The sequence below is a fragment of the Candidatus Paraluminiphilus aquimaris genome, from assembly GCF_026230195.1.
In the GTDB taxonomy this organism is placed as follows: Bacteria; Pseudomonadota; Gammaproteobacteria; order Pseudomonadales; family Halieaceae; genus Luminiphilus; species Luminiphilus aquimaris.
Genome location: NZ_CP036501.1, coordinates 667,631 through 688,104, shown reverse-complemented (window position 1 = coordinate 688,104; position 20,474 = coordinate 667,631). Strand labels below are relative to the sequence as shown.

Here is a 20,474-nt window from a genome sequence, read left to right as displayed (position 1 = left end):
TTTATTGACGAATAAAGGTGCCCGCAGGCAGTTACCACAAACAAAGCACATTGCGTGCCAACTGTTAGCTGTACTCGTCGAGAAGAATTCCGTTCACGTAGTCGCTACCGAGAGCATCAACGCCGTAGCGCTTAATAGCACGAGCAACATCTAATAAGTCTTGGGATGGGATCTGCCGAATGATCTCGTTGGTATCAGCATCCATCACCGTCACAACAGTCTTGTTGAGCTCTTCATCTACATCGATCGCAAGCGAAGGCGAGTAACGGTTTACCGCCTCGCGCAGCACTTCAGCTGCCTCACGGATATCTTCCTGTGTCTCCTCTCGGCTATCTGCCGTGTCGACTTCAATAGGCTGAACCTGTGGAACGGCCTCTTCGGTCACCGCCTGAGTGGCTTTTGTCTCCGCCGCCGGTACCGGTTTAGGTACGGGGCTCGCCACCTGCGGCGCCGCGACGTTTGTTATTGACGCTGCCATACCTCTTCTCCTTTACGTAAATTGCAACTAAAACAACTCACAACAATTCATGCTGAGGCTAAAAAGCGGGTCGCACTCCTGCACGACCCGCCCCAAGCCTAACTACTTGCTCAAACCACTTACTGAAGCAGTGCAAGTACCTGCTGTGGCAAGGCGTTAGCCTGGGCCAAGACAGACATACCAGCCTGCTGGAGTACCTGGTTCTTAGCAAGGTTGGCTGACTCAACCGCGAAGTCCGCATCCTGCACTCGTGAACGACCTGCAGTTGCGTTCTCAGCACCCAAGTCCAAGTTAGACACAACTGACTCGAAACGCGACTGGAAAGCACCCAGATTTGCGCGGCCTTCATTAACGTCCTTCAATGCACGATCAACGATGTCGATCGCCGTTTGGGCGTTAGCCTGGCTATCCACTTTAATTTGATCAACGCCTGTCGACGCGTTAGCGGTCGCAGCATTTGTCTGACCATCAGTTGCTCCGATGTATGTCTCACTTGAACCGCCAAATGTGATATCATCCGAACCCGTGACAGTAACCGTACCGTAAGCAGTTGTCGCGCCACCACCCGCTGTAATGGCCGCTCCTTCCGCTGTCGAAGCTGCAATAGCACCAGTGCCCACTTTAGTTATGGTAATAGAAACGTCAGAACCATCGGCAGAGGTGATTTTCGCGTCGGTTCCATTAGTGCCCGAGAGGGTCAAGTTTGAATTACCATTTGCAGTATTAACTGCGGCCACTGCTGTTGATAAATCAATAGAGGCTGCCGCCGTATTTGCGGTCAGGTTTAAATCGCTTGATTGTCCACCGCTCGTGACGGTAATGGTAACATCATTGCTCGCATCAGCAGCCGTGACGGCGCCGAGGTTGAACTCAAGCACAGCAGCGCCTGCGGTAGCAGTAGCGTCGGTATTGTTTGTCACAGCCGTTGCGTAGGCGCCCGCCAAGTTGGTGCCAGCCGTAACGGCTCCCACGTCTTTAGCATCTCCACTGCCGACCTTAATCGTAACTTGACCAGTTCCAGTCGTTGCCTGGGTAACAGAAAGCGCACCAGAAGTGGCTGTCGAACTTCTACCAAGCTTGTCCTTGTTAAAATCACCGATAGTAACTTCCATACGGTCGTTTGCAGTATTGTCCGCACCCACCTGGAAGGTTAAGCCGCTACCAGTTGTGCTGTAGTCTCCCTTCAGAAGCGAAGTACCGTTATATTTTGTGGTATCAGCAACGCGCTCAATTTCCGCAACCAGCTGGCTTGCTTCTGTGTTGAGGTAAGCCCGGTCAGTGTCAGTAATTGAATCACTCGACGCCTGAACGGCCAGCTCCCGAATCCGCTGAAGGTTGTCAGTGATTGACTGAAGTCCACCCTCTGCGCTCTGCAGCATCGACACGGCGTCACTTGCGTTTCGAGACGCTTGCTGCATGCCGCTGATCTGTGATGTAAAACGTGAAGCAACTGCCATACCCGCCGCGTCGTCCTTCGCAGAGTTAATGCGAAGACCGGTCGACAGGCGCTGCATCGCCGTGTTCGTATCAGACTGAGTGGTGTTCAACGCGCGTTGCGCACTCAGAGATGCGAGGTTTGTGTTAATTCCCAATGCCATTTTTTCTCTCCTTGTGGCCCGCTGCGCGCGCCGTTGTGGATAAATTGTCGGGGATAATTCCCCGGACACCCCAATTAGCGGCGAAGAGAAGAGAAGCTTTAGAAAAAAATTTTAGGAGCTCTCGTCCCAAGTAATGAGCAAAGAAAGGAGAGCGGAGAGCGCCATCTAAATCGCTATGGTGCAACGTTGCTAGAAAAATTGACGGCTAAACAGATGGGCGCAAAGCGTCGCCCATGAAAGCTTGTAAAAAAATAGGCAGGCTGCGCAGGAGCTGGCTATGTAGTTAGCAACCGTAGCAACGGACAGCGAGACCATGAACAGTAAACGTTAAAAACACGGTCTCTTTTACGATTTCGTGCGACCTCAAGATGCCTTAAAGATAATCAAACAAGGTCATTGATTGCGTTTTTACGAAGGTCTGCTGTGCGGCTTGTAGGGTCACCATTTTGAGGTTTAGCTCACTGATCGCACTCGGCATGTCCAAGTCTTCTAGATTCGACATTGTCTTTGTAAGCTCAAAGGTTAGACCGTCGTTAAGCGCGAGCTGATCGTCTAACAGCGTCATGCGCGTACCGATGGACGTTCTCAAACTCGCTATTTGGTCGATAGATGCATCAAGCGCAATGGAGTTGGCTTGCATAACATCAAGTCTCTCAGAGCCCTCTTCTGCTGGGAGCCGCAGCGCTTCGGCCAAGTTTGCGATAATCTGGAATACATTGGGCTCACCCTCACCGCGCTCGAAAACATCGGTACCCGTATGGCCGAGCTTAATGGTGACCGCTCGCGCAATATTAATTTCTCGGACGAGGTCATCGCCTTGAAATACACCTTCTTCTGAGTAGGCAGGCGCGTCGGTTCTTGAGCCGGCGAAAATAGACTCACCGTTGAAGTTGGTGCTGTTGGCAAGCGACAAAAGTTGCTCTCGTAACCCGTCCATTTCCGTCGCAATGGCCTCGCGGTCAGACTGCGCCAAAATTTCGTTTCGGCCTTGAATCGAAAGTTCGCGCGCGCGATTCAGCGCATCATTAACGCTGCTAATCACCGACTCTTCTTGAGACAGTGCTGCGTTTACCAAGGTCATGTTCTCTTGGTGAGTTTGCATAAGGCTGAGCTCAGAGCGCAGCTCGAGAAGCTGAACCGCCGCGTTTGGGTCATCCGCCGCGCTTTGCAGCTTTTTACCTGTCGCCACCTGCTGTTGAAGACTCGCTAATCTAGTCTGTGCATCTGTGATTGCGCGCAAGCCTGCATTTTGCAGCTGCGCGGAAGACATGCGCGTAATCATCGTTCAGTCGCCCTTAATAATGTATCGAATACCTGGTTAGCGGCAGCGATTACCTGGGCTGCAGCTTGGTAGGCCTGTTGATAGCGGACGAGATCTGCCGCTTCCTCTTCGAGGTTGACGCCCTGAATGCTGTCGCGCCGGTCTGTTGCGGCGCGAAGCAGGGTCTCTTCCAAAGAGGCGCTGGACTTAGAGGTTCGCGTCTCCACCGCCACGTGAGAGAGCGTGTCTCGGTAAATATCGTCGACACTGCGATTGGTGTTAATAAACGAGCCGGTTTGGCGCATATCAAATAAAGTGAGCATATTGCGGTTGTCACCGACCGAGCCGCCGCGCGCGGCCGCGGCTACGTCTTCGGGTGCGCGAATCACCACACGCATAAGCCCTGCAGCGTCCGCGGTGGGTGCAATGCGGAACTCATCGCCCTCCATGCCTTCAGCAAATTCACTGAGGGTAATGGTGAAGCCGTCAATGGACACAGAATCGCCGGTTACCGCCTGGCTTTCACCTGTTGTCAGGTTTGTCAGCACCGGTCCTGCCACACCGTATTTTATCTGGTAGGCATCACCGGTCAGCGCCAGTGGCTCGTCAATGACGTACGAAACTTCCGACAGGCCTGAGTTTTGTCCTGTGCCGATCATTGGCGTACCAAAATCACCAAAGAACGGACCGCCTGGCTCACCGGATAAGTCATCGCCCTGCGCATGCTGTGTATTCACAATAGAGGCAAGTCCGATGGCTAACAGTCCGAGTTCTCGCCGTGCACGAAATACGACGTTACTTGCCACATCCAGCGCGGCACCTAATTCGCCACCCGTCATGTTACTGGTAACGTTATCCTCGGCGCCGCCCGGTGTTGTAATGAAAACACTGGGACGTCCGTCACCGGTTCGCTCTCCGGTCACGCGGACGCTTTCAGCGAACGAGCCCACCACCAAACGTATGCCATCGCCCACGTACACGTTGACGGACCCGTCCGACTGCTCTTGCGCGTCGACGTTGATGAGCTTACTTAGCTCAAGCAGTGTCAGGTCGCGCTTATCGAGCAGGTCGTTGGGCATCGCCGATGACTCGCTAGCAAAACGCTGAATGAGCTCGTTGAGCGTCGCCAACTCCTGTGCGAACTGGTTAATATCGTTTGCTTTACTCGACATGCGAGACGTTGTTTCTGTATAGATACTGCCCAGCCGCTCGTCCATGTAGTTAAAGCGGCTGGCCAGCATTTCCGCTTCTGAGATCAAGACCTGGCGCTCAGGCAAAGAGGATGGACTGGTCGCAACGGCATCGACCGCGACAAAGAAGTTATCCATAGCCACACTTAAACCGGTTGATGCGTCGGCAAATAAACTGTCGACCCGCTGTGACGTGCCGTAATAAAAGTCGTGGTAGTTTCTAGCGGTGGTCCGATCACGAAGCTCATCGGTTAGGAACTGGTCGTAGGAGCGAGAGACGTCACCGACCTTTACACCCGTACCAAACGCTTGCCCACCTACAAACTCGGACTCCTGGGTGACAAACGTAATGTTCTGTCGGCTATAACCCTCGGTGTTGGCGTTAGCAATGTTGTGGCCGGTGGTCGCAATCGCTCGTTGAAGCGAAGACAGCGCAGAAGCACCGACATCAAAAATTCCTGCCATGGCTTATCCCTCGCCTCCTTCGTAATAAGGTTTCGCTGCGTCCAACCTCATCGCGGCAGCCGCTCCGCCGGTCGATAGACCGAGGCTAGACTCCTCGGAACGCCCCGCAGAAACCATGCCTTTAGTTTGCATTTGCTCCACCATCATGCGCGCCAAACCTATGCCGCCCTGCTCCGATAGCTGAAGCGCGAGCTGCTGGTCTGCCATAGATTGATAGGTGTCCGTACTGTCCGAATTCATGAGATCACTTTTCACCGTGGCGTCACGCATGGTCTTAAGCATTTGCTGAAGAAACAGCGATTCGAACTGCGCGGCTACTTCTTCAACCGCTACATTAGGGTTTTCAGTCGCCTCGGCTCTTAGCGAGCCAAATTGGGTAAAGTCAGAATAAATTGCGCCCGTCATACCGCCTCCTAGATCACGATCAGCTGCGCACTGAGCGCACCTGCCTGCTGTAAGGCCTCGAGAATGGCGATGAGATCACCGGGGGCTGCACCGACACGGTTCACTGCCGTCACAATTTCCTGAAGGCTCACACCCTCTTCCATGACGAACATCCTTACCTCTTCGTTCTCAATATTGATTTCTGTCTGCGGTAGAACGACGGTCTCTGCTGAACTTGCAAAGGGACCTGGCTGCGAAACGACAAAGCTCTCATCAATGGTGACGGTCAAGTTACCGTGCGCCACAGCCGCCGTTTTCACCATGACCTCTGAGCCAATAACAATGGTGCCGCTGCGCGCATTGACAATGACTTTTGCCGCCGCAGCCGCTTTTAACACTTCAATATTTTCCAACTCTGCTAGATAGGCCACCTTCTCACCGGCATCGGTGGGCGCTAAGACTTCAACAGATACACCATCAAGCGCTGTGGCTGTGCCAGAGCCCATGATGCTGTTAACTGCCGACGCCATGTTGCGAGCCGTCGTAAAGTCTGACTCGTGAAGATGAAAAGTCAGTTTATTGCTGCCGTCACTAAAGGGGTTCACCACCTCGCGCTCAACCATCGCACCATTTGGAATACGGCCAGCCGCTTTGGTGTTTACGCTGATGCGCGACCCGTCATTTCCGTCTGCACCAAAGCCAGAGACAACCAAGCCACCCTGTGCAACCGCATAGATCTGCCCATTGCCAGCCTTGAGCTCTGTGAGTAACAGCTCACCACCGCGAAGGCTGCCTGCATTACCCATTGATGAGACCGTTACATCAACGGTCTGGCCAGGTTTTGCGAATGGGGGCAAGTCAGCTGTCACCATAACTGACGCCATATTTTTAGTCTGTGGGTTAATGCCGGGGGGCAAATTAACGCCAAACTGCTGCAGCATGCTTCGCGCCGCTTGAATCGTAAACGGCGTCTGGGTTACCTGGTCGCCGGTCCCATCAAGACCAACAACCAGACCAAAGCCTACGAGCTGATTACTCCTCGCCCCTTCCACCATCGCAATATCTTTGATGCGCTCAGCGTGGGCGTTTTTGGGCAATATTACTGTCAGCGCAAGCACCAACACGAGGTATCCGAGTGCCGTAGCAAAAATCGGTTTTGACATTCGAAGAATTGATCGCTTCAACATAAGGATCTCCTTAGAAAGGGTTCAACGGACTGTTGAAGAATTTTGAAAACCAGCCGGGCGAATTGGCACGACTGATCACGCCCGTACCGCCATAAGAGATGCGTGCATCGGCGACCAAAGTCGAAGGGATAGTGTTCGTGGCGCTGATATCTTGCGGCCTGACAATGCCGCGCAACTGAATGAACTCCTCGCCCTTGTTAAGCGCCAACCACTTCTCACCTTGAACAATGAGATTACCGTTGGGGAGGACTCTGGCCACCTGAACGGCAATAGCGCCGGTGAGTGAGTTTGACTGGTTACTCGAGCCATTACCGGCAAACTCAGAGCTTGACGAAATACTCTGCTCAAGCGTTAAGCCTGTGTAGCCGTCGACTGCAAAGTCCGGATTTTCCCGCCCAAACAACGTCGGCTTTGCTACGTCGATTCCCGAGTCACGACCAATGGCTGTCCCTGCGTTTTTGGAGGCCTGTGTCGACTCAGAAAGCACGATGCTAATAATGTCGCCCACGGCCCGTGCGCGAGTGTCAGAAAAGAGCGAAATACCACGTTGCTCGCTGTACAGGCTGCCTTGGGTCACGCCCTCTTTGGGCTGCGTGTAAACAATTGGTTGCATAGGCGCATACGCCGGGTGACTTTTCCCTTCGATACCCGCGCACCCGCTCAACAGCAACAGTGTCAACACGGGTGTAACAGTCTTTGGCAGATTCATGTCGCTCTCCTAAACCTCGTGTTTATAAGTTCTGTGATACGTACTGCAGCATTTGGTCTGCTGTAGAGATGGCTTTGGAATTCATTTCGTAGGCGCGCTGTGTCTCAATCATGTTGACCATCTCTTCCACCACGTTGACGTTAGAGCCCTCGACAAAACCTTGCTGCAATGTGCCAAGGCCATTCAGACCCGGGTTAGACGGCAACGGCGCACCACTGGCGCCGGTCTCTAAAAACAAGTTTTCACCCCGCGCTTGAAGCCCCGCAGGGTTAATAAAGTCGGTCAACTGAATGAGTCCCACCTGGGTGGCCTGTGGTGCACCCGGCTGCTGAACGGAAACGGTGCCATCGGGCGCAATGGTGACGCTCAGCGCATCCTGAGGAACCGTAATAGGCGGCTGAAGTTGATAGCCCGCTGACGTCACCAGCAGACCCTGATTGTTTAAATGCATCGATCCGTCACGTGAAAAGGCCTGAGTGCCATCAGGAAGCAGAACTTCGAAGAATCCTCGACCCTGAATCGCAATGTCGAGCGCGTTGTCAGTCGTGACTAAATTGCCCTGAGTGAAAACCCGCTCTGTGGCTACTACTCGCGTACCAGTACCCACTTGAAGGCCCGAGGGAAGCTGGGTGTCTTGCGACGACTGGGCGCCCACTTGACGCACATTTTGGTAAAGCAGGTCCTCAAAAATAGCGCGACCTCGCTTAAAACCATTCGTACTGACATTGGCTAAGTTGTTTGAAATCGTCGCCATCTTTGTCTGTTGGGCGTCGAGACCTGTTTTAGCAATCCATAGTGACTGGGTCATTGTTTTCTCCTAAGCCAATGTAATGGCTACTCAAGCCTCATAATTGAAGCGCTGGAATTATCAAGCTCATCGGCTGATTGCATGGCTTTCACGTGGCTTTCGAAGCTGCGAGATAGCTCGATCATCTGCACCATGGCAGCCACTGAATTCACGTTTGATGTTTCAAGCGAACCCACAACAACGGTTACCGCTGCATCGGGCTCGAGATTTGCGTTGGCATTAGCTCTGATGTGACCGTCTAATCCCTTCTCTAAATTTTCAGGATTTGGGTTCACCAATAAAATTCGATCGATGGTTGCACTGGCAACAGGTGCCTCGCCTAGTGGAATAAGGGAAATGGTTCCGTCCATTCCAATGCTGACTGAGGTCGCTGGCGGAAGGTTTATCGGTCCACCTTCACCCATAATTTGGTTGCCGGCCGCATCGATTAAATTACCGTTGTTCTCGATGCGAAGGTCACCGCGCCGGCTCAGTACCTGCTCTCCTTGCGGCGTAATGACTTGCATCCAACCCTGTCCGTTAATGGCAACGTCAAGGTCACGGCCCGTTGCTACCAAACTGCCGCCACCAAAGTCGACAGCTGATACGGGCGTGCTTGGAATAGCGCTCGCATCTCGGCTATCAGCGCCGAGATACGTTGCTTGGGCCGCGTAGAGATCGGCTTTAAAAGCTGTGGTTCCCGCATTCGCCAAATTATTGGTGACGAGAGCCTGAGCTTGGCTGACCTTTCGCGCGGCTTCGGCCGCTATTTGGATAACACTGTTCATGACGGTCTATTCACTCTTAAAGAATATTAAGGATGGACTGAGACATCTCGTCTTCGTTCTGAATGGCCTGAGCGCTCGACTGGAAGTTTCGCTGCGCTTCAATCAGAGCGAGGAGCTCCTGGGTGATATCCACGTTTGACACCTCCAGTGCAGAGGGACGGATGTAACCCCGAGAACCTGTCGACGGCTTACCCACTACAGCAATACCCGAACCCTCGCTCGCCCGGTAGTTGGTATTACCGGCGGGTGATAAGGCTGACGGGTTGATGAAATTAGCCAAGAGCACTTGCCCCATAGCGCGAATTTCACCATTGGTGTACTGCGCGTAAACGGTTCCCGTATCGTCAAATTCAAATGACACAACCTCACCTGGCTTGAAGCCATTTTGTGACAAGGTTTGCGTGCTCGATTCAGCACCCAATCCGCTGGTCGAGGCGAGATCAATCGTAAAGGTTTGTGGATCTGCTCCCAGTGCAGCGAACGTTAGGATTTCGAGTTGCTGATCAGAGTCAGCCGTCAACGACCCGGTACCATCAAAAGTCATCGATGCAGACTCAGGCTGCAAATCGCCGTCAATGGTTGCATAAACATTGTATGTGCCATCAGGTTCGGCCGCCTTAGCGAAATAAATATCGAGCTGATGAGGCGTACCGGTAGAGTCGTAAATGGTCGTTGACGTCGAAAAGTTATAGGTGTCGGTATCGCCTGCAGAGAAGGGCGTCAGCGCAGGTTCGGTCCGCGTGTCGAGGTTGCCCGAGAACGCTACTTCGGTCGTCGCTTGGGGCTGCATCAGATCCAAACTAATTTGGAGATCGTTAATTGCAGGCGTGATCACACCGTTTTGGTCTGGCTGGAATCCCTGAACACGCGCTCCGCTCGTGCTCACCACATAGCCTTCTCCGTCGATACGAAATGAGCCAGCTCGGGTATAAAGCGCCTCATCACCGTCGCTGAGAACAAACATGCCGCTACCGTCGATGGCAAGGTCGAGTGCGCTTGTAGTAAAGGAGAACTCCCCCTGACTGAAATCTGACCGTATTGTAGTAAGCGCAACACCCTGACCCGCGCCTTGACCAGAGTCCTGAAGAGACGACGCGTAAATTTCCGCAAACTCGGTCTCTCCTTTCTTAAAGCCAATGGTTCCCGCGTTCACAATGTTGTTGCTCACAACGTCCATCGTCTGCTGGGCTGCGTTAACACCTGATAATGAAGTACTAAAAGCCATTTATAGATCCTCTACTTGCTACTGAATTACTCGCTAGAAAAATTCTCGGACGTCGGCCGCATCAATGGTGCGCCCGCTCGCGAGGTTTAATGTGATTTGGTTATTGCCGCTAATCGAGACGCTGAGCACTTGCTCGTGTCCGTAGACACGGCCCTCGCGAACGCTCGTTCCGTTGGTTAATTCCGCGGATAAGTAATAGTCACCAGGTGGTAGCTGATGCCCGTCGGAGTCCACACCATCCCAAAGAACAGGAACCGATCCGGTGCCCGCAGGTAAATTGCCAGTGAACACGACATCGCCCTGGACATTGTGAACGAAGAACTGGCCTCCATCGGCTCCAACACCCATGTCCACGGACGCTTTTAATGCGTAAACCGGTGAACCTTCAGAATTGAGCCCAATAGGTGCAAGCGCGCCTGTACTCGAAGGCGTTGCCACGCTGCGTCCAACGAGGCTGGAAGCCTGCATTGCTTGGCCGCTCGATATCGAATCGCTCAAGCCATTAAACGAACCGTTGAGCTCCTGAATACCAGAGACCGTTCCAAACTGGGCCATCTGACTCATGAACGCCATTTGATCCATGGGCTCGGTAGGGTCCTGGTGCTTCATCTGAGCAATCATGAGCGCGAGGAAGTCCTCAGATCCCATGTCCTCGACGCGCGTCGAACCTGACCGGTCAGCACCCCGTGCATTAGCGGGCGCGAATAAATCCATTGGTGATGTACTTAACATATCAAGCTCCTCACTTACCGAGTGTCAGCGTTCGTAGTGCCAATTGCTTAGCGGTATTAATGGCTTCAACTGAGTTCTGATAAGACCTGGAAGCCTGCATCATGTTGGCCATTTCGGTCGTCGCGTCGATGTCGGGTCGATAGATGTAACCGTTCTCATCCGCCAACGGGTGAGAAGGATTGAATTCCTGGCGGGCAGGACCTCCTACCTCAACAATATCTTCTACCTTAACGCCCAGCATGGCGTCTTCAGCAAACTCGAGCTCTGTGTCCAACACGGCGTTAAATACCGGCGCTTTCGCTACATAGGCTTCTTCAGCACTCGACGCGACCGTGTTTGCATTCGCCATATTTGAGGCGATGGTATTGAGTCGAACGGACTGCGCGGTCAAACCTGTGCTGGCGATGCCCATAGCATCAAACAAACTCATGATGACTCTCCTTTAATGGCGTTTTTGATACCTTTGATGCGGCTATCCAGCAGCTGTAGACTGGCTTGATAACGCAAGGCGTTATCCATAAATGCGGCGTGTTCCTGATGCCCGTCAACCGTGTTGCCATCGGGCGATGTTTGCGATGGGGTTCGGTACAAAACGTCAGGTTGTACACCGCCACCCGCAAGCGGAATGTGGCGCTTATTCGTGGCATGCATCGACGCTTGTGCATCGCGCGCGGCTTCAAGTGAGGCACGAAAATCAATGTCGCGCGCTTTGTAATCTGGCGTGTTCGCATTGGCAATATTGGTGGTCAGCAAATTCATTCGCTGCATGCGCAGCTGCAACACCTGCGGGGAGATTCCCAATGCTTTATCGATACCTGTTCCTGACATAATTCGCTCTTTTTGACGCGTTTTCTCGTAGTTGCCACATACAAAAGGCGTGCCAATTTTTTTTTGGCATAAAAATCAGTTACTTAAGATGCAAATTGGGCGGCCGCCAAGGTTTTGACGCGCGAATTGATCAACACGTGAAAATTTTGACTTTGGGGTCCCACCCCTCACCCTGAAGCCTTTATGTAACGCGGCTCTGGGAAAGTTGGCATCCTCTTTGCATTCTCGGAATCGTTCACGACAGTGATTGGAGCGGCGAATGCAACGCATACTGATAAACATACTGCTAGGTAGTGGCTTGATAGGGCTTGGCGCTCAGGTCTTTGCTGAGACACAGTCTGTGTCGAGCATCGGAGCGACCGCAGCGCGTGTCGCGGAAGCACGGGCGCTGGCGCAAGGCTATCAGCGTGTAGAAGTGGCGGTTCGTCCTGTCGATACGCGATTACGCCTCACCAAATGCGGCGAACCCTTATCGGTTATACCCACGGTTGCTAAGCGCACATTAGGCCAAACCAGTGTCGGCATTCGTTGCTTAAGTCCCGAGCCCTGGACCGTGTATGCACGAGCTACCGTCTCTGCCATCGTGACCATACCGACGCTGAACACACCCATTGCAAGAGGTAGCGTTATTGGCGAAGGAGATCTCTTATTCGCGGACCGCAGCGTGACGCAAGACCTCGTAGGCTTCATAACAAAGCCTGAAGACATCGTTGGACGGGAAGCTAGGCGAGACTTGGCCTCCGGACAGCTGGTGCGCTCGTCCGACCTCATATCACCCAAGATCATTGAGCGGGGCCAAACTGTAGACTTAGTCGCACAAGCTGCGGGCCTGAAAGTGCATATGCAGGGCAAGTCATTAGGCCGTGGTGGCGTTGGTGATCGCCTCTACGTTAAGAACTTAAGCTCCGGCAAACGGGTCGAGGGCCTAGTCTTGGCATCGGGCAGTGTATTGGTGAACTAGAAAATGAAAAAAAAACTAAAGTTTATGAAAGATGTGCCGCTACACTCATCGCAGGAAACAAATTTAACGGCCCATGGCCGTGGAGAGAACAATGAGCCCTATTGATATATCAGGAGCAAAAGCGAGTTTACGCGTTGACCCTGAACGACAGGAAGCGCGCGTTCGCAGCGATGAAACGGCGGCTTCTTCATCAGCGTCAGCGGCAACCAAGCCAGCGGATTCAGTGCAACTCACTGATACGGCTGCAAGGCTGTCAGAGCTTCAAGCTGAGGTAAATGCCGCCGAAGGCGTCGATTTAGAGCGCGTAGAAGCTATCCGAGAGCAAATTGCTGATGGCAGTTACGAAGTAGATGCGGACCGTATCGCTGACGCACTTATGACAATGGAAAAAGAACTGCTGTAATGATGTTTAACGCTGATAGTCACGCATCCAGTGCTGAAGCCATTGCGGCAGCACTTGCCAACGAGCTAGAAACGCTTACTCGGGTTGTTGAAACGCTCGATATCGAGCACGAGGCGCTGCTGGGTTCGGATGCAGCGAGGCTTGAACAGGCCGTTGCGGCAAAACAGCGTGCGATTGCGGCGCATGCGCAAGCTCGTCATGCGCGCGAGTCGCTAGGTCTTCGGGATAATCTAAAGCAGCAAGTGGACTCACACCCTGGCTTTTTCAACGGTCTTAAAGACACCGCGCTTACAAATATTGAGGCGCTCCGCGAAAAGGCTGCGGTAAGTAAAAATGCCAATCAACGAAACGGCATGCTTGTTGCCGGCTTACGTGAGCGAACTCGCACTGCGCTCAACATTTTAAGGCCCGATGCGGCAAACGTTACGTTATACGGGCAAGGCGGCTCCGCCGAGGACACCATGGGGTCTCGACTCTTAGGTAGCGCCTAAGTCAATCACCCACATATCGAAAGCGCGGTACCTGTTGACCATCCACAACAACTGACTCGACAAACATCTCAAGTGGCCTCACCCATAGCTGCCGCTCACCATATTCAGCACGGTAGAGAACCAAAGCTTCCTGAGTCTCTGAATGAAAAACAACGTCTATGACGGTGTAGTCATCGCCACGCTTATAATGCTTGTAGGGACCCGGCGTTGGCGCATTAGTCATTCGCTAACCCACCGAACTGAGCAGTGATGGCTTTTTGAAGCGTCTCTAGCGTCTCACCCATGAGCAGACAGTCCGCATCGCGCTGGGCGAGCTTGTCTTCATGGAGCTCATCGTTTATTTCTTTTAACTCATCGCTGAAACGGATTCGGCGAATGCTTAAGTCTTTATCCAGGACAAAATCAACTTGGTCCTGCCACGACAAGGCGAGCCGCACGACCTGCTTGCCACTTTCGATGTGGCTGCGGATTTCATCGGACTCAAGATAAACGCCCCGCGCGCGTACCACGCCCCCCTCCTCGTGAGGGTCCTCCAAATCGGCGTCACCACCCAAGCTCATGCCGTCGGGGAGCCCGCCGTTCAAGACCCACTGGCTCATCGCAATAACCGGTGATTTTTGCGTATCGGGAATCGTCACCTGCAAGTTACCCAGCCCCTCGCGCAACAGCGATAGAAAGTCCTCGGCCCGCGCCGCACTCGCCGTATTCACCCAAACCCAACCTTCGCGATCGTTTATGAGTCCTTCCAAATACTGAGACTTTGTAAAGGCGCGAGGAAGAAAGTCCTGCGTGACTTCATCGACAATGTCTAAGCGCTCTTTACGCTGAACGCGTCGGCCCTGACCCGCCTGTATCTCCTGAATACGGTTATTGACCTCGCTACGAATGACCGACGCAGGCAGTAAGCGCTCCTCACGCTGCAGTCGCACCAGCCAATAATCCCCCGACTTGTGCACAAAATCTGTGGCGTCGTCAGACAGCGCGGCTACCCATCCGCTGGAGGTGGGCTGACTCGGCCTGCAAGGAACAAACGGACGACGAGAGAGCCGCTGTGACAACTCGCTGGCATCAATGCCTAACCGGCTGGGCAATTTATAGGGGCGTGCGTTACGAAACCACATGGCGAGGGCTCAAAAAAAACGGAGCGCAAGTGTAGGCTGAATTGAAAGAAATTGCTCTGAAGATGAAGCGAAAAATTTGAGGCTAAGAACGGTACGCCCGCTTACACCGCCATCTTGCTATATCAGTCTAAATAACAACATGATGCGTGCGATTAACGTCGTTTTCCCCGGTGGGACGCGGCCGCTGCGCTGAAGACAGTTAGAGCACACAAAAACGCGATCAAAAACCCAGTCCTCCCTTCCGCTGCGGCGAACACGCTCTAAATTATCGCTGCCACAGGCTGGACACAGCTCAGTGTCTGACATGATTTTCATGGAAACTTCTTATTACAACCTACATTGCTTGAGGAGATCGTCTAGGATATTTCACGACCTCAGTCAGTGCGAAGTCTCTAGGTCCCCATTTGCCTCATCGTGTGACAAATCTGACTAAACCCGGTCGTTTTGTCGCAATTGTCTGAGCGCATCGATTGCGGGTTAAGGGGCGGGGTGTGGGACACTGGGAATGAAGAGCTACACTGTGTGCTCGACTCCCCATTGGACATTTAGGACATAAGAACCATGCGCTACCTCCACACAATGATTCGAGCCAGCGACCTGGAGAAAACTCTCTCGTTTTTTGTCGATCATTTAGGGCTCGTAGAAGTGCGCCGCTATGACAGCGAGCAAGGCCGCTTCACGCTTGTATTTCTCGCGGCACCTGGGGATGCAAAGGATGCTGAGAGCAAACAAAGCCCCCTGGTGGAGATTACCTACAACTGGGATCCCGAAAGCTATGAGGGGGGACGTAACTTTGGTCACCTCGCCTACCGGGTCGACGATATCTACGCGACCTGCCAACGTCTTATGGACGGTGGGGTGACAATAAACCGACCCCCACGCGATGGCCGAATGGCCTTCGTAAAGTCGCCAGATGGTATCTCCATTGAGCTGCTACAAGACGGTGCGGCGCTGGCGATTCAAGAGCCCTGGGCGTCCATGGAGAACATCGGAAACTGGTAAAAAGCGAGCGCTTACTTACGGTTAAATACTCCTAGTCTTGAAGCAACGAAAACGACAGGCCTTCAGTGAACCAGCGGGCGCCTCTTTGTCACAAGGGCCCGTCACAGGTTGATCATGCCTTTGTACACCCGCCTAGGCAGAGTGCGTTTGCCCTTAGCTAAGGGGCGCCACAGCCGGCAGCCCATTCCCCCGCCTTCACTTTTTCACGTTCAGCCTTCGCGGCCATTAACTCGCGAAAAAATCGACCATCCAGTTCGCGACTTTGGCGCCTTCGTGTTGATGCGTCTCCAACGACGCTCGACCCTCGGCCACTCGCTCACCCCCAATCATGTCACCGCGAAAGGCCATGATGGCTTCTGAATAATTTGGCACGAACTCAGGGTGCCCCTGCAGGGTAAAAATATGATCGCCCATCACAAAACCTGCGTTTTCGCAGTGCGGATTACTCACGACATTTTGCGCCCCTGGGGGCAAGACATGCACTTGGTCTTGGTGCGAAGCAATTAACTTTAATTGACCCGTGTGCCCGCCCTTAAAAGGCGCGCCGCCAAGCTCGTAGACATTAATACCCACACCCCAGCCTTTATCTGACTTTGACACCACGCCTCCCAGTGCCTGCGCGATAACTTGATGGCCAAAACAAATCCCCACCATCTTTTTGCGCGCGGCGTGCAGTCTCTGGATGAGTCCCTCAAGGTCTCTAATCCACTGTTTATCATCGTAAGCTGAGCTCTTGCTTCCGGTGATAATGAACCCGTCTACGCTATCGATGTCGTCCTGCGTGGGATGAACACCCTCTTCAACGTCCCATGTGGAAAAAGTGGCTTCAGGATCGGCATCTCCGACCAACCGGACGAACATATCTGGGTACTCACCAAACTCCGCCACCCACTCAGTGCGAACCGCGTCTGTTTTCAAAATTCCTATGTGCACCCGCTATTTCCTTACGTTCATAATTCTGTGATATTTGGATTGCAAACTTGTCTACAGTATCAACTCAGGGGGCGTTTGAATGATTCCTGCGACTGAACTTAAAACAAGCGTAGTGATTTTGTCATTACTCCAACAAATAGACCTAGCCTTATTTAACAAAGTATTTGGTTACACACGAGCGCGCCACGCTGTTACACAGGTTGCACTTTTCGTGTCTAAGACGGGCGACGGTTACGCGCAACTGTTTTTGCCTCTGATCGTTTGGTTATCCGGTTCAGTCCTTGCTCCCACCTACGCGCTTGCTTTGGCGGTTGCCTTTACCTTGGAGCGAGCGAGCTATTACGTCCTGAAGAACACGCTGAAACGGCCACGACCTTACGATTTAAAACCGAGCGTTCACTCGCTCATTATCGCAGCTGACAAGTTCAGCTTCCCATCTGGGCACACGTCCGCCGCGTTCTGCCTGTGTGTTATGACCTTACTCATCTTTGGAAACATCGCCTCTTATCTGTTCCTATGGGCTGCAGCTGTCGGCCTGTCTCGAGTCATTGTGGGTGTTCACTTTCCCGGCGATGTCGTCGCTGGCGCGCTATTGGGAACAAGCGTCGCGCTCAGTACCCACTCATTGCTACAACTCTGGTAAGAGCCCCTATGACGCGAAAAATCCTCTATGGGGTTCAAGGCACCGGGCAGGGCCATATTAGCCGCGCACGAGGGCTTGCCGAGGCATTCAAAGACTTCGATGTTGACGTGACCTGGCTATTTTCCGGACGCGAAAAGTCAAAGTTGTTCGATATGGAGCCTTTTGGCGACTTCAAACACCGCGAGGGCCTCACCATGGTTACCGAGGCGGGACAAATGAAGTACCGTAAGACGGCTTTAAATGTAGCGCCTGCCACGTTTTTGCGGGACGTAAACCGCCTTGACCTAGACCCCTTTGACCTAATTGTTTGCGACTATGAACCCGTCATCGCCTGGGCGGCCAAAGCGAGGCGCCGAGAAAACATCGGGATTGGGCATCAATACGCGTTTGGGAAGCAAACACCGCTCACCGGCGATACGGTAGTGAGCCGGCTTGTCATGAACCAATTTGCACCGGTCGATATTCCCGTCGGCCTTCACTGGGCCGCGTTTGACGACAATATTCTCCCGCCGATTCTCGATTTGCCGGACATTGACCCTGAGACAACACAAGACCATGTGTTGGTGTATCTACCCTTTGAGGATCAGGACGCGACCACTCGGTGGCTGCAGGACTTTACAGACACGTCTTTTATTCAATACTCACCCGCCATAACCCATGAGCGGCGAGGGAATGTGCTGCGACAAAAAGCCAATGTTGGTGGCTTCAAACGCGACTTGGCAACCGCGAGAGGCGTTATCTGCAATACAGGGTTTGAGCTGATCTCCGAGTGCCTCCAGTGGAGGAAGCCGGTTTTAACCCGCCCACTCGCAAAACAGATGGAGCAACTTTCCAACGCAGCAGCGCTTGAGCAACTTGGCTATGCCACTACAATGCAGGCACTAGAGACTCATAAGGCTCGTGCGTGGTTAGACGATATGCCTCCGGCACCCAAGGTTCATTTCCAAAACGTAGCAAGTGCACTCGCCAAGTGGCTAGCACGGGGCGCCAGAGAACCCGTGGCGCAGCTAAGCAAGCAGCTCTGGTCCTAAAAGGCGTCCTTGGCTGCAGTCTTGTCGCACTGGCATCGCTTTCTCCATTTGCGCTTGCGGGTGATGCTAAGTTTGTGGGAAACCAGACATGTACGAGCTGCCATGAGTCCCAGGCAAACGATTGGACTAACTCGCACCACGACCTAGCGATGCAGGTGGCGTCCAATCAAGCCGTCTTGGGTAACTTTGATGACGCCAAATTTGTTTACGAGGGTGTCACTACCACGTTCTTCAAGAAGGGCAGTGACTTTTGGGTCAATACCGATAACGAAAACGGCGAACTTCAAGACTATCCCGTTGAATACGTCTTTGGGGTCTATCCGCTCCAGCAGCTATTATTACCCACTAAAAATGGCAGCCTTAATGCCTTAAGTATAGCCTGGGACAGCCGAAGCAAGCTGGAGGGGGGTCAAAGGTGGTATCACATTTACGAAGGGCAGGACGCTGTCACCGCGGAGAGTCCACTTCACTGGACCGGCATTTACCACAACTGGAACAGTCGGTGCGCGGAGTGTCACAGCACGAATGTGGTTAAAGGCTACGATGCGACAACACGCAGTTACCAAACAACTTTCGACCAAATAGACGTTGGCTGTGAGTCTTGCCATGGCCCGGGCTCTGACCACGTGTCATTGGTTGAGGCAGCAAAAATACCCGCCCCCTCGCAAACCGGCTCTGAGAGGCGATCAGCGAGCAATATGGGTTTCGAACTCGCACTCGCTGCCCGCGGTCATTGGTTGCGAGCGCCAGATGAAAATATTGCGCACCGATCGACACCGTTAAACAACACAACGCAGGTCGACAACTGTGGTCGATGTCATGCGCGACGAGCAACACTTGGGGACTACCACTATGGACAGTCCCTATTAGACACCCACCGACTTTCGGTACTGGAGTCGCCACTGTACTGGCACGACGGACAAATCCGCGATGAAGTTTATGTCTACGGCTCCTTCATGCAGAGCAAAATGGCGCAAGCTGGTGTGGTTTGCAGTAACTGTCACAACCCGCACAGCAATGCACTCGTTGCAGAGGGCAACGGCGTATGCACCCAGTGCCACAAGCCCGAGACCTACGATGCTGTGAGCCACCATCGCCATCCGATTAGCAGCGGTGGCAGCGCCTGTGTGAATTGTCATATGCCTTCACAGGTGTATATGGGCGTTGATGCGCGCCGCGATCACAGCATGCGCATTCCGCGGCCGGATATTTCGCTCTCCACAGGCAGTCCTAACGCCTGCACCCAATGCCACTCGGATAAAAGCAATGCCTGGGCCTATGATGCGCTTCAGTCTTGGGGTGTTGAAGGTGATCTCAAGACGCTCAAACACGTCAAAGCAAGATTTGCCGCAGATCGGGGTGATATGAGAGCGCTACCCACGCTCGAGGCGATCGTCACCGATGACACCCAATCCGCGCTCATGCGGGCGTCAGTGATCGAACAACTCAGCAATTTAGGGGCACCGGCGTTGCCTAATATGAGCGCGATGCTACTGCGAGCAGATAATCCTATTTTACGCACATCAGCTGTTCGCTCGCTGCGAGGACTTCCGCCGGCACAACGCTTTCTTATGTTACGGCCGTTCATTAACGACCCCGTCCTCAGCGTGCGCATGGAGGTTGCACAAAACCTTGCGGGCGTGCCCGACCAAGAGCTTAGGCCGCAAGACATTGACTCACTTAGGCCGCTGTTTGATGAGTACCTTGCTGTACAGCGTGACCATCTCGACATGCCCTCTGTGCAGCTACAGCTCGCCAACTTTTGGTTGGATCGCGGCAACACAAAAAGCGCAGAAAATGCGCTGCGTGAGGCCCTCGTGCTAAACGATCAGCTCGAGCCGGCTATCGTGAACTTGGTAGATTTATTGCGGCGAGATGGTCGCAACGAGGAAGCATCGCTGCTTCTCGATGAGTCACTACGACGGATTCCCGAGTCGGGCAGCCTCTGGTTTTCACAAGGCCTACATTTTATTCGCCTTGGTGAGACAGCTAAGGGGCTTGCATCGCTAAAGGAAGCTGCGTCGCTAGAGGAGGAGGGCTCGCGTCACCGCTACGTCTATGCCATCGCCCTCAACGATACCGGCGATAAAGCAACCGCCATGAAGACGCTTGAAGCGGTCAATACACGCCATCCGGGTCAGCCTGACATTCTCAATGGTTTGCTGGCCTTTTCTCGCGATGCGGGTGACCGCACTCGATACGAACGCTACCGTGCGCAACTAATGACGATCATGCAGGCATCAGGGCGACGATAGCC

The 20,474-nt window shown here is 53.3% G+C and carries 23 protein-coding genes; 7 read left to right on the top strand and 16 right to left on the bottom strand.

The window, feature by feature from the left end; translation table 11 throughout:
- Positions 1-64: 64 nt before the first annotated feature.
- From E0F26_RS03120 to flgB, 13 genes are all read right to left on the bottom strand, one after another.
- Positions 65-478 carry a flagellar protein FlaG gene (locus E0F26_RS03120; RefSeq protein WP_279242590.1) on the bottom strand — a complete coding sequence of 138 codons (414 nt, stop codon included), beginning with the start codon at positions 476-478 and terminating at the stop codon, positions 65-67.
- Positions 479-597: 119 nt separating this feature from the next.
- Positions 598-2,076 (bottom strand): flagellin N-terminal helical domain-containing protein, encoded by a 1,479-nt coding sequence (locus tag E0F26_RS03115; RefSeq protein WP_279242589.1) that lies wholly within the window; start codon positions 2,074-2,076, stop codon positions 598-600.
- A gap of 373 nt (positions 2,077-2,449) precedes the next feature.
- Complete coding sequence (gene flgL / locus E0F26_RS03110) at positions 2,450-3,358, bottom strand: flagellar hook-associated protein FlgL (protein ID WP_279242588.1); 909 nt, start codon at positions 3,356-3,358, stop codon at positions 2,450-2,452.
- Positions 3,355-4,992: a flagellar hook-associated protein FlgK gene (gene flgK, locus E0F26_RS03105; RefSeq protein ID WP_279242587.1), complete on the bottom strand. Its 1,638-nt coding sequence runs from the start codon at positions 4,990-4,992 to the stop codon at positions 3,355-3,357. Before flgK ends, flgL begins: the two co-directional genes overlap by 4 nt.
- A gap of 3 nt (positions 4,993-4,995) precedes the next feature.
- Positions 4,996-5,397, bottom strand: a complete 402-nt coding sequence (locus E0F26_RS03100) for a rod-binding protein (RefSeq protein WP_279242586.1) — start codon at positions 5,395-5,397, stop codon at positions 4,996-4,998.
- A gap of 8 nt (positions 5,398-5,405) precedes the next feature.
- On the bottom strand, positions 5,406-6,563 hold the full coding sequence (locus E0F26_RS03095) for a flagellar basal body P-ring protein FlgI (protein WP_279242585.1): 1,158 nt from the start codon (positions 6,561-6,563) through the stop codon (positions 5,406-5,408).
- Between the two features lie 10 nt (positions 6,564-6,573).
- The gene (gene flgH / locus E0F26_RS03090; protein WP_279242584.1) at positions 6,574-7,272 is read right to left on the bottom strand and encodes a flagellar basal body L-ring protein FlgH; all 699 of its coding nucleotides are present in this window, start codon (positions 7,270-7,272) and stop codon (positions 6,574-6,576) included.
- A 22-nt stretch (positions 7,273-7,294) separates the two neighbouring features.
- Positions 7,295-8,080 carry a flagellar basal-body rod protein FlgG gene (gene flgG, locus E0F26_RS03085; RefSeq protein WP_279242583.1) on the bottom strand — a complete coding sequence of 262 codons (786 nt, stop codon included), beginning with the start codon at positions 8,078-8,080 and terminating at the stop codon, positions 7,295-7,297.
- Positions 8,081-8,106: 26 nt separating this feature from the next.
- Complete coding sequence (locus tag E0F26_RS03080; protein ID WP_279242582.1) at positions 8,107-8,847, bottom strand: flagellar basal body rod protein FlgF; 741 nt, start codon at positions 8,845-8,847, stop codon at positions 8,107-8,109.
- 16 nt (positions 8,848-8,863) lie between these two features.
- The gene (locus E0F26_RS03075) at positions 8,864-10,072 is read right to left on the bottom strand and encodes a flagellar hook protein FlgE (RefSeq protein ID WP_279242581.1); all 1,209 of its coding nucleotides are present in this window, start codon (positions 10,070-10,072) and stop codon (positions 8,864-8,866) included.
- Positions 10,073-10,105: 33 nt separating this feature from the next.
- Positions 10,106-10,804: a flagellar hook assembly protein FlgD gene (locus E0F26_RS03070; protein ID WP_279242580.1), complete on the bottom strand. Its 699-nt coding sequence runs from the start codon at positions 10,802-10,804 to the stop codon at positions 10,106-10,108.
- A gap of 10 nt (positions 10,805-10,814) precedes the next feature.
- Positions 10,815-11,234, bottom strand: coding sequence for a flagellar basal body rod protein FlgC (gene flgC / locus E0F26_RS03065; RefSeq protein WP_279242579.1), 420 nt, complete (start codon positions 11,232-11,234; stop codon positions 10,815-10,817).
- Positions 11,231-11,632 carry a flagellar basal body rod protein FlgB gene (gene flgB / locus E0F26_RS03060; RefSeq protein WP_279242578.1) on the bottom strand — a complete coding sequence of 134 codons (402 nt, stop codon included), beginning with the start codon at positions 11,630-11,632 and terminating at the stop codon, positions 11,231-11,233. Before flgB ends, flgC begins: the two co-directional genes overlap by 4 nt.
- A gap of 259 nt (positions 11,633-11,891) precedes the next feature.
- Here flgB and flgA point away from each other — a divergent pair, with 259 nt between their 5' ends.
- From flgA to flgN, 3 genes are all read left to right on the top strand, one after another.
- Positions 11,892-12,593, top strand: a complete 702-nt coding sequence (gene flgA, locus E0F26_RS03055; protein ID WP_279242577.1) for a flagellar basal body P-ring formation chaperone FlgA — start codon at positions 11,892-11,894, stop codon at positions 12,591-12,593.
- 91 nt (positions 12,594-12,684) lie between these two features.
- Positions 12,685-12,996, top strand: coding sequence for a flagellar biosynthesis anti-sigma factor FlgM (gene flgM / locus E0F26_RS03050; RefSeq protein ID WP_279242576.1), 312 nt, complete (start codon positions 12,685-12,687; stop codon positions 12,994-12,996).
- Positions 12,996-13,487 carry a flagellar export chaperone FlgN gene (gene flgN, locus E0F26_RS03045; RefSeq protein WP_279242575.1) on the top strand — a complete coding sequence of 164 codons (492 nt, stop codon included), beginning with the start codon at positions 12,996-12,998 and terminating at the stop codon, positions 13,485-13,487. Before flgM ends, flgN begins: the two co-directional genes overlap by 1 nt.
- Position 13,488: 1 nt before the next feature.
- On the opposite strand, the gene E0F26_RS03040 is transcribed toward flgN, so the two are convergent.
- Positions 13,489-13,710 (bottom strand): DUF1653 domain-containing protein, encoded by a 222-nt coding sequence (locus E0F26_RS03040; protein WP_279242574.1) that lies wholly within the window; start codon positions 13,708-13,710, stop codon positions 13,489-13,491.
- Complete coding sequence (locus tag E0F26_RS03035; RefSeq protein ID WP_279242573.1) at positions 13,703-14,608, bottom strand: recombination-associated protein RdgC; 906 nt, start codon at positions 14,606-14,608, stop codon at positions 13,703-13,705. The genes E0F26_RS03040 and E0F26_RS03035 overlap by 8 nt, the downstream gene beginning before the upstream one ends.
- 561 nt (positions 14,609-15,169) lie before the next feature.
- On the opposite strand from E0F26_RS03035, the gene E0F26_RS03030 reads away from it, so the two are divergent.
- Positions 15,170-15,610: a VOC family protein gene (locus E0F26_RS03030; RefSeq protein ID WP_279242572.1), complete on the top strand. Its 441-nt coding sequence runs from the start codon at positions 15,170-15,172 to the stop codon at positions 15,608-15,610.
- A gap of 225 nt (positions 15,611-15,835) precedes the next feature.
- On the opposite strand, the gene E0F26_RS03025 is transcribed toward E0F26_RS03030, so the two are convergent.
- On the bottom strand, positions 15,836-16,543 hold the full coding sequence (locus tag E0F26_RS03025) for a glutamine amidotransferase-related protein (protein WP_279242571.1): 708 nt from the start codon (positions 16,541-16,543) through the stop codon (positions 15,836-15,838).
- Between the two features lie 79 nt (positions 16,544-16,622).
- Here E0F26_RS03025 and E0F26_RS03020 point away from each other — a divergent pair, with 79 nt between their 5' ends.
- From E0F26_RS03020 to E0F26_RS03010, 3 genes are read left to right on the top strand one after another with little or no spacing between them, the layout of a single operon-like run.
- Positions 16,623-17,186 carry a phosphatase PAP2 family protein gene (locus E0F26_RS03020; protein ID WP_279242570.1) on the top strand — a complete coding sequence of 188 codons (564 nt, stop codon included), beginning with the start codon at positions 16,623-16,625 and terminating at the stop codon, positions 17,184-17,186.
- Positions 17,187-17,194: 8 nt separating this feature from the next.
- The gene (locus E0F26_RS03015) at positions 17,195-18,217 is read left to right on the top strand and encodes an MJ1255/VC2487 family glycosyltransferase (protein WP_279242569.1); all 1,023 of its coding nucleotides are present in this window, start codon (positions 17,195-17,197) and stop codon (positions 18,215-18,217) included.
- On the top strand, positions 18,157-20,472 hold the full coding sequence (locus tag E0F26_RS03010) for a cytochrome c3 family protein (RefSeq protein WP_279242568.1): 2,316 nt from the start codon (positions 18,157-18,159) through the stop codon (positions 20,470-20,472). Before E0F26_RS03015 ends, E0F26_RS03010 begins: the two co-directional genes overlap by 61 nt.
- Positions 20,473-20,474 lie beyond the last annotated feature (2 nt).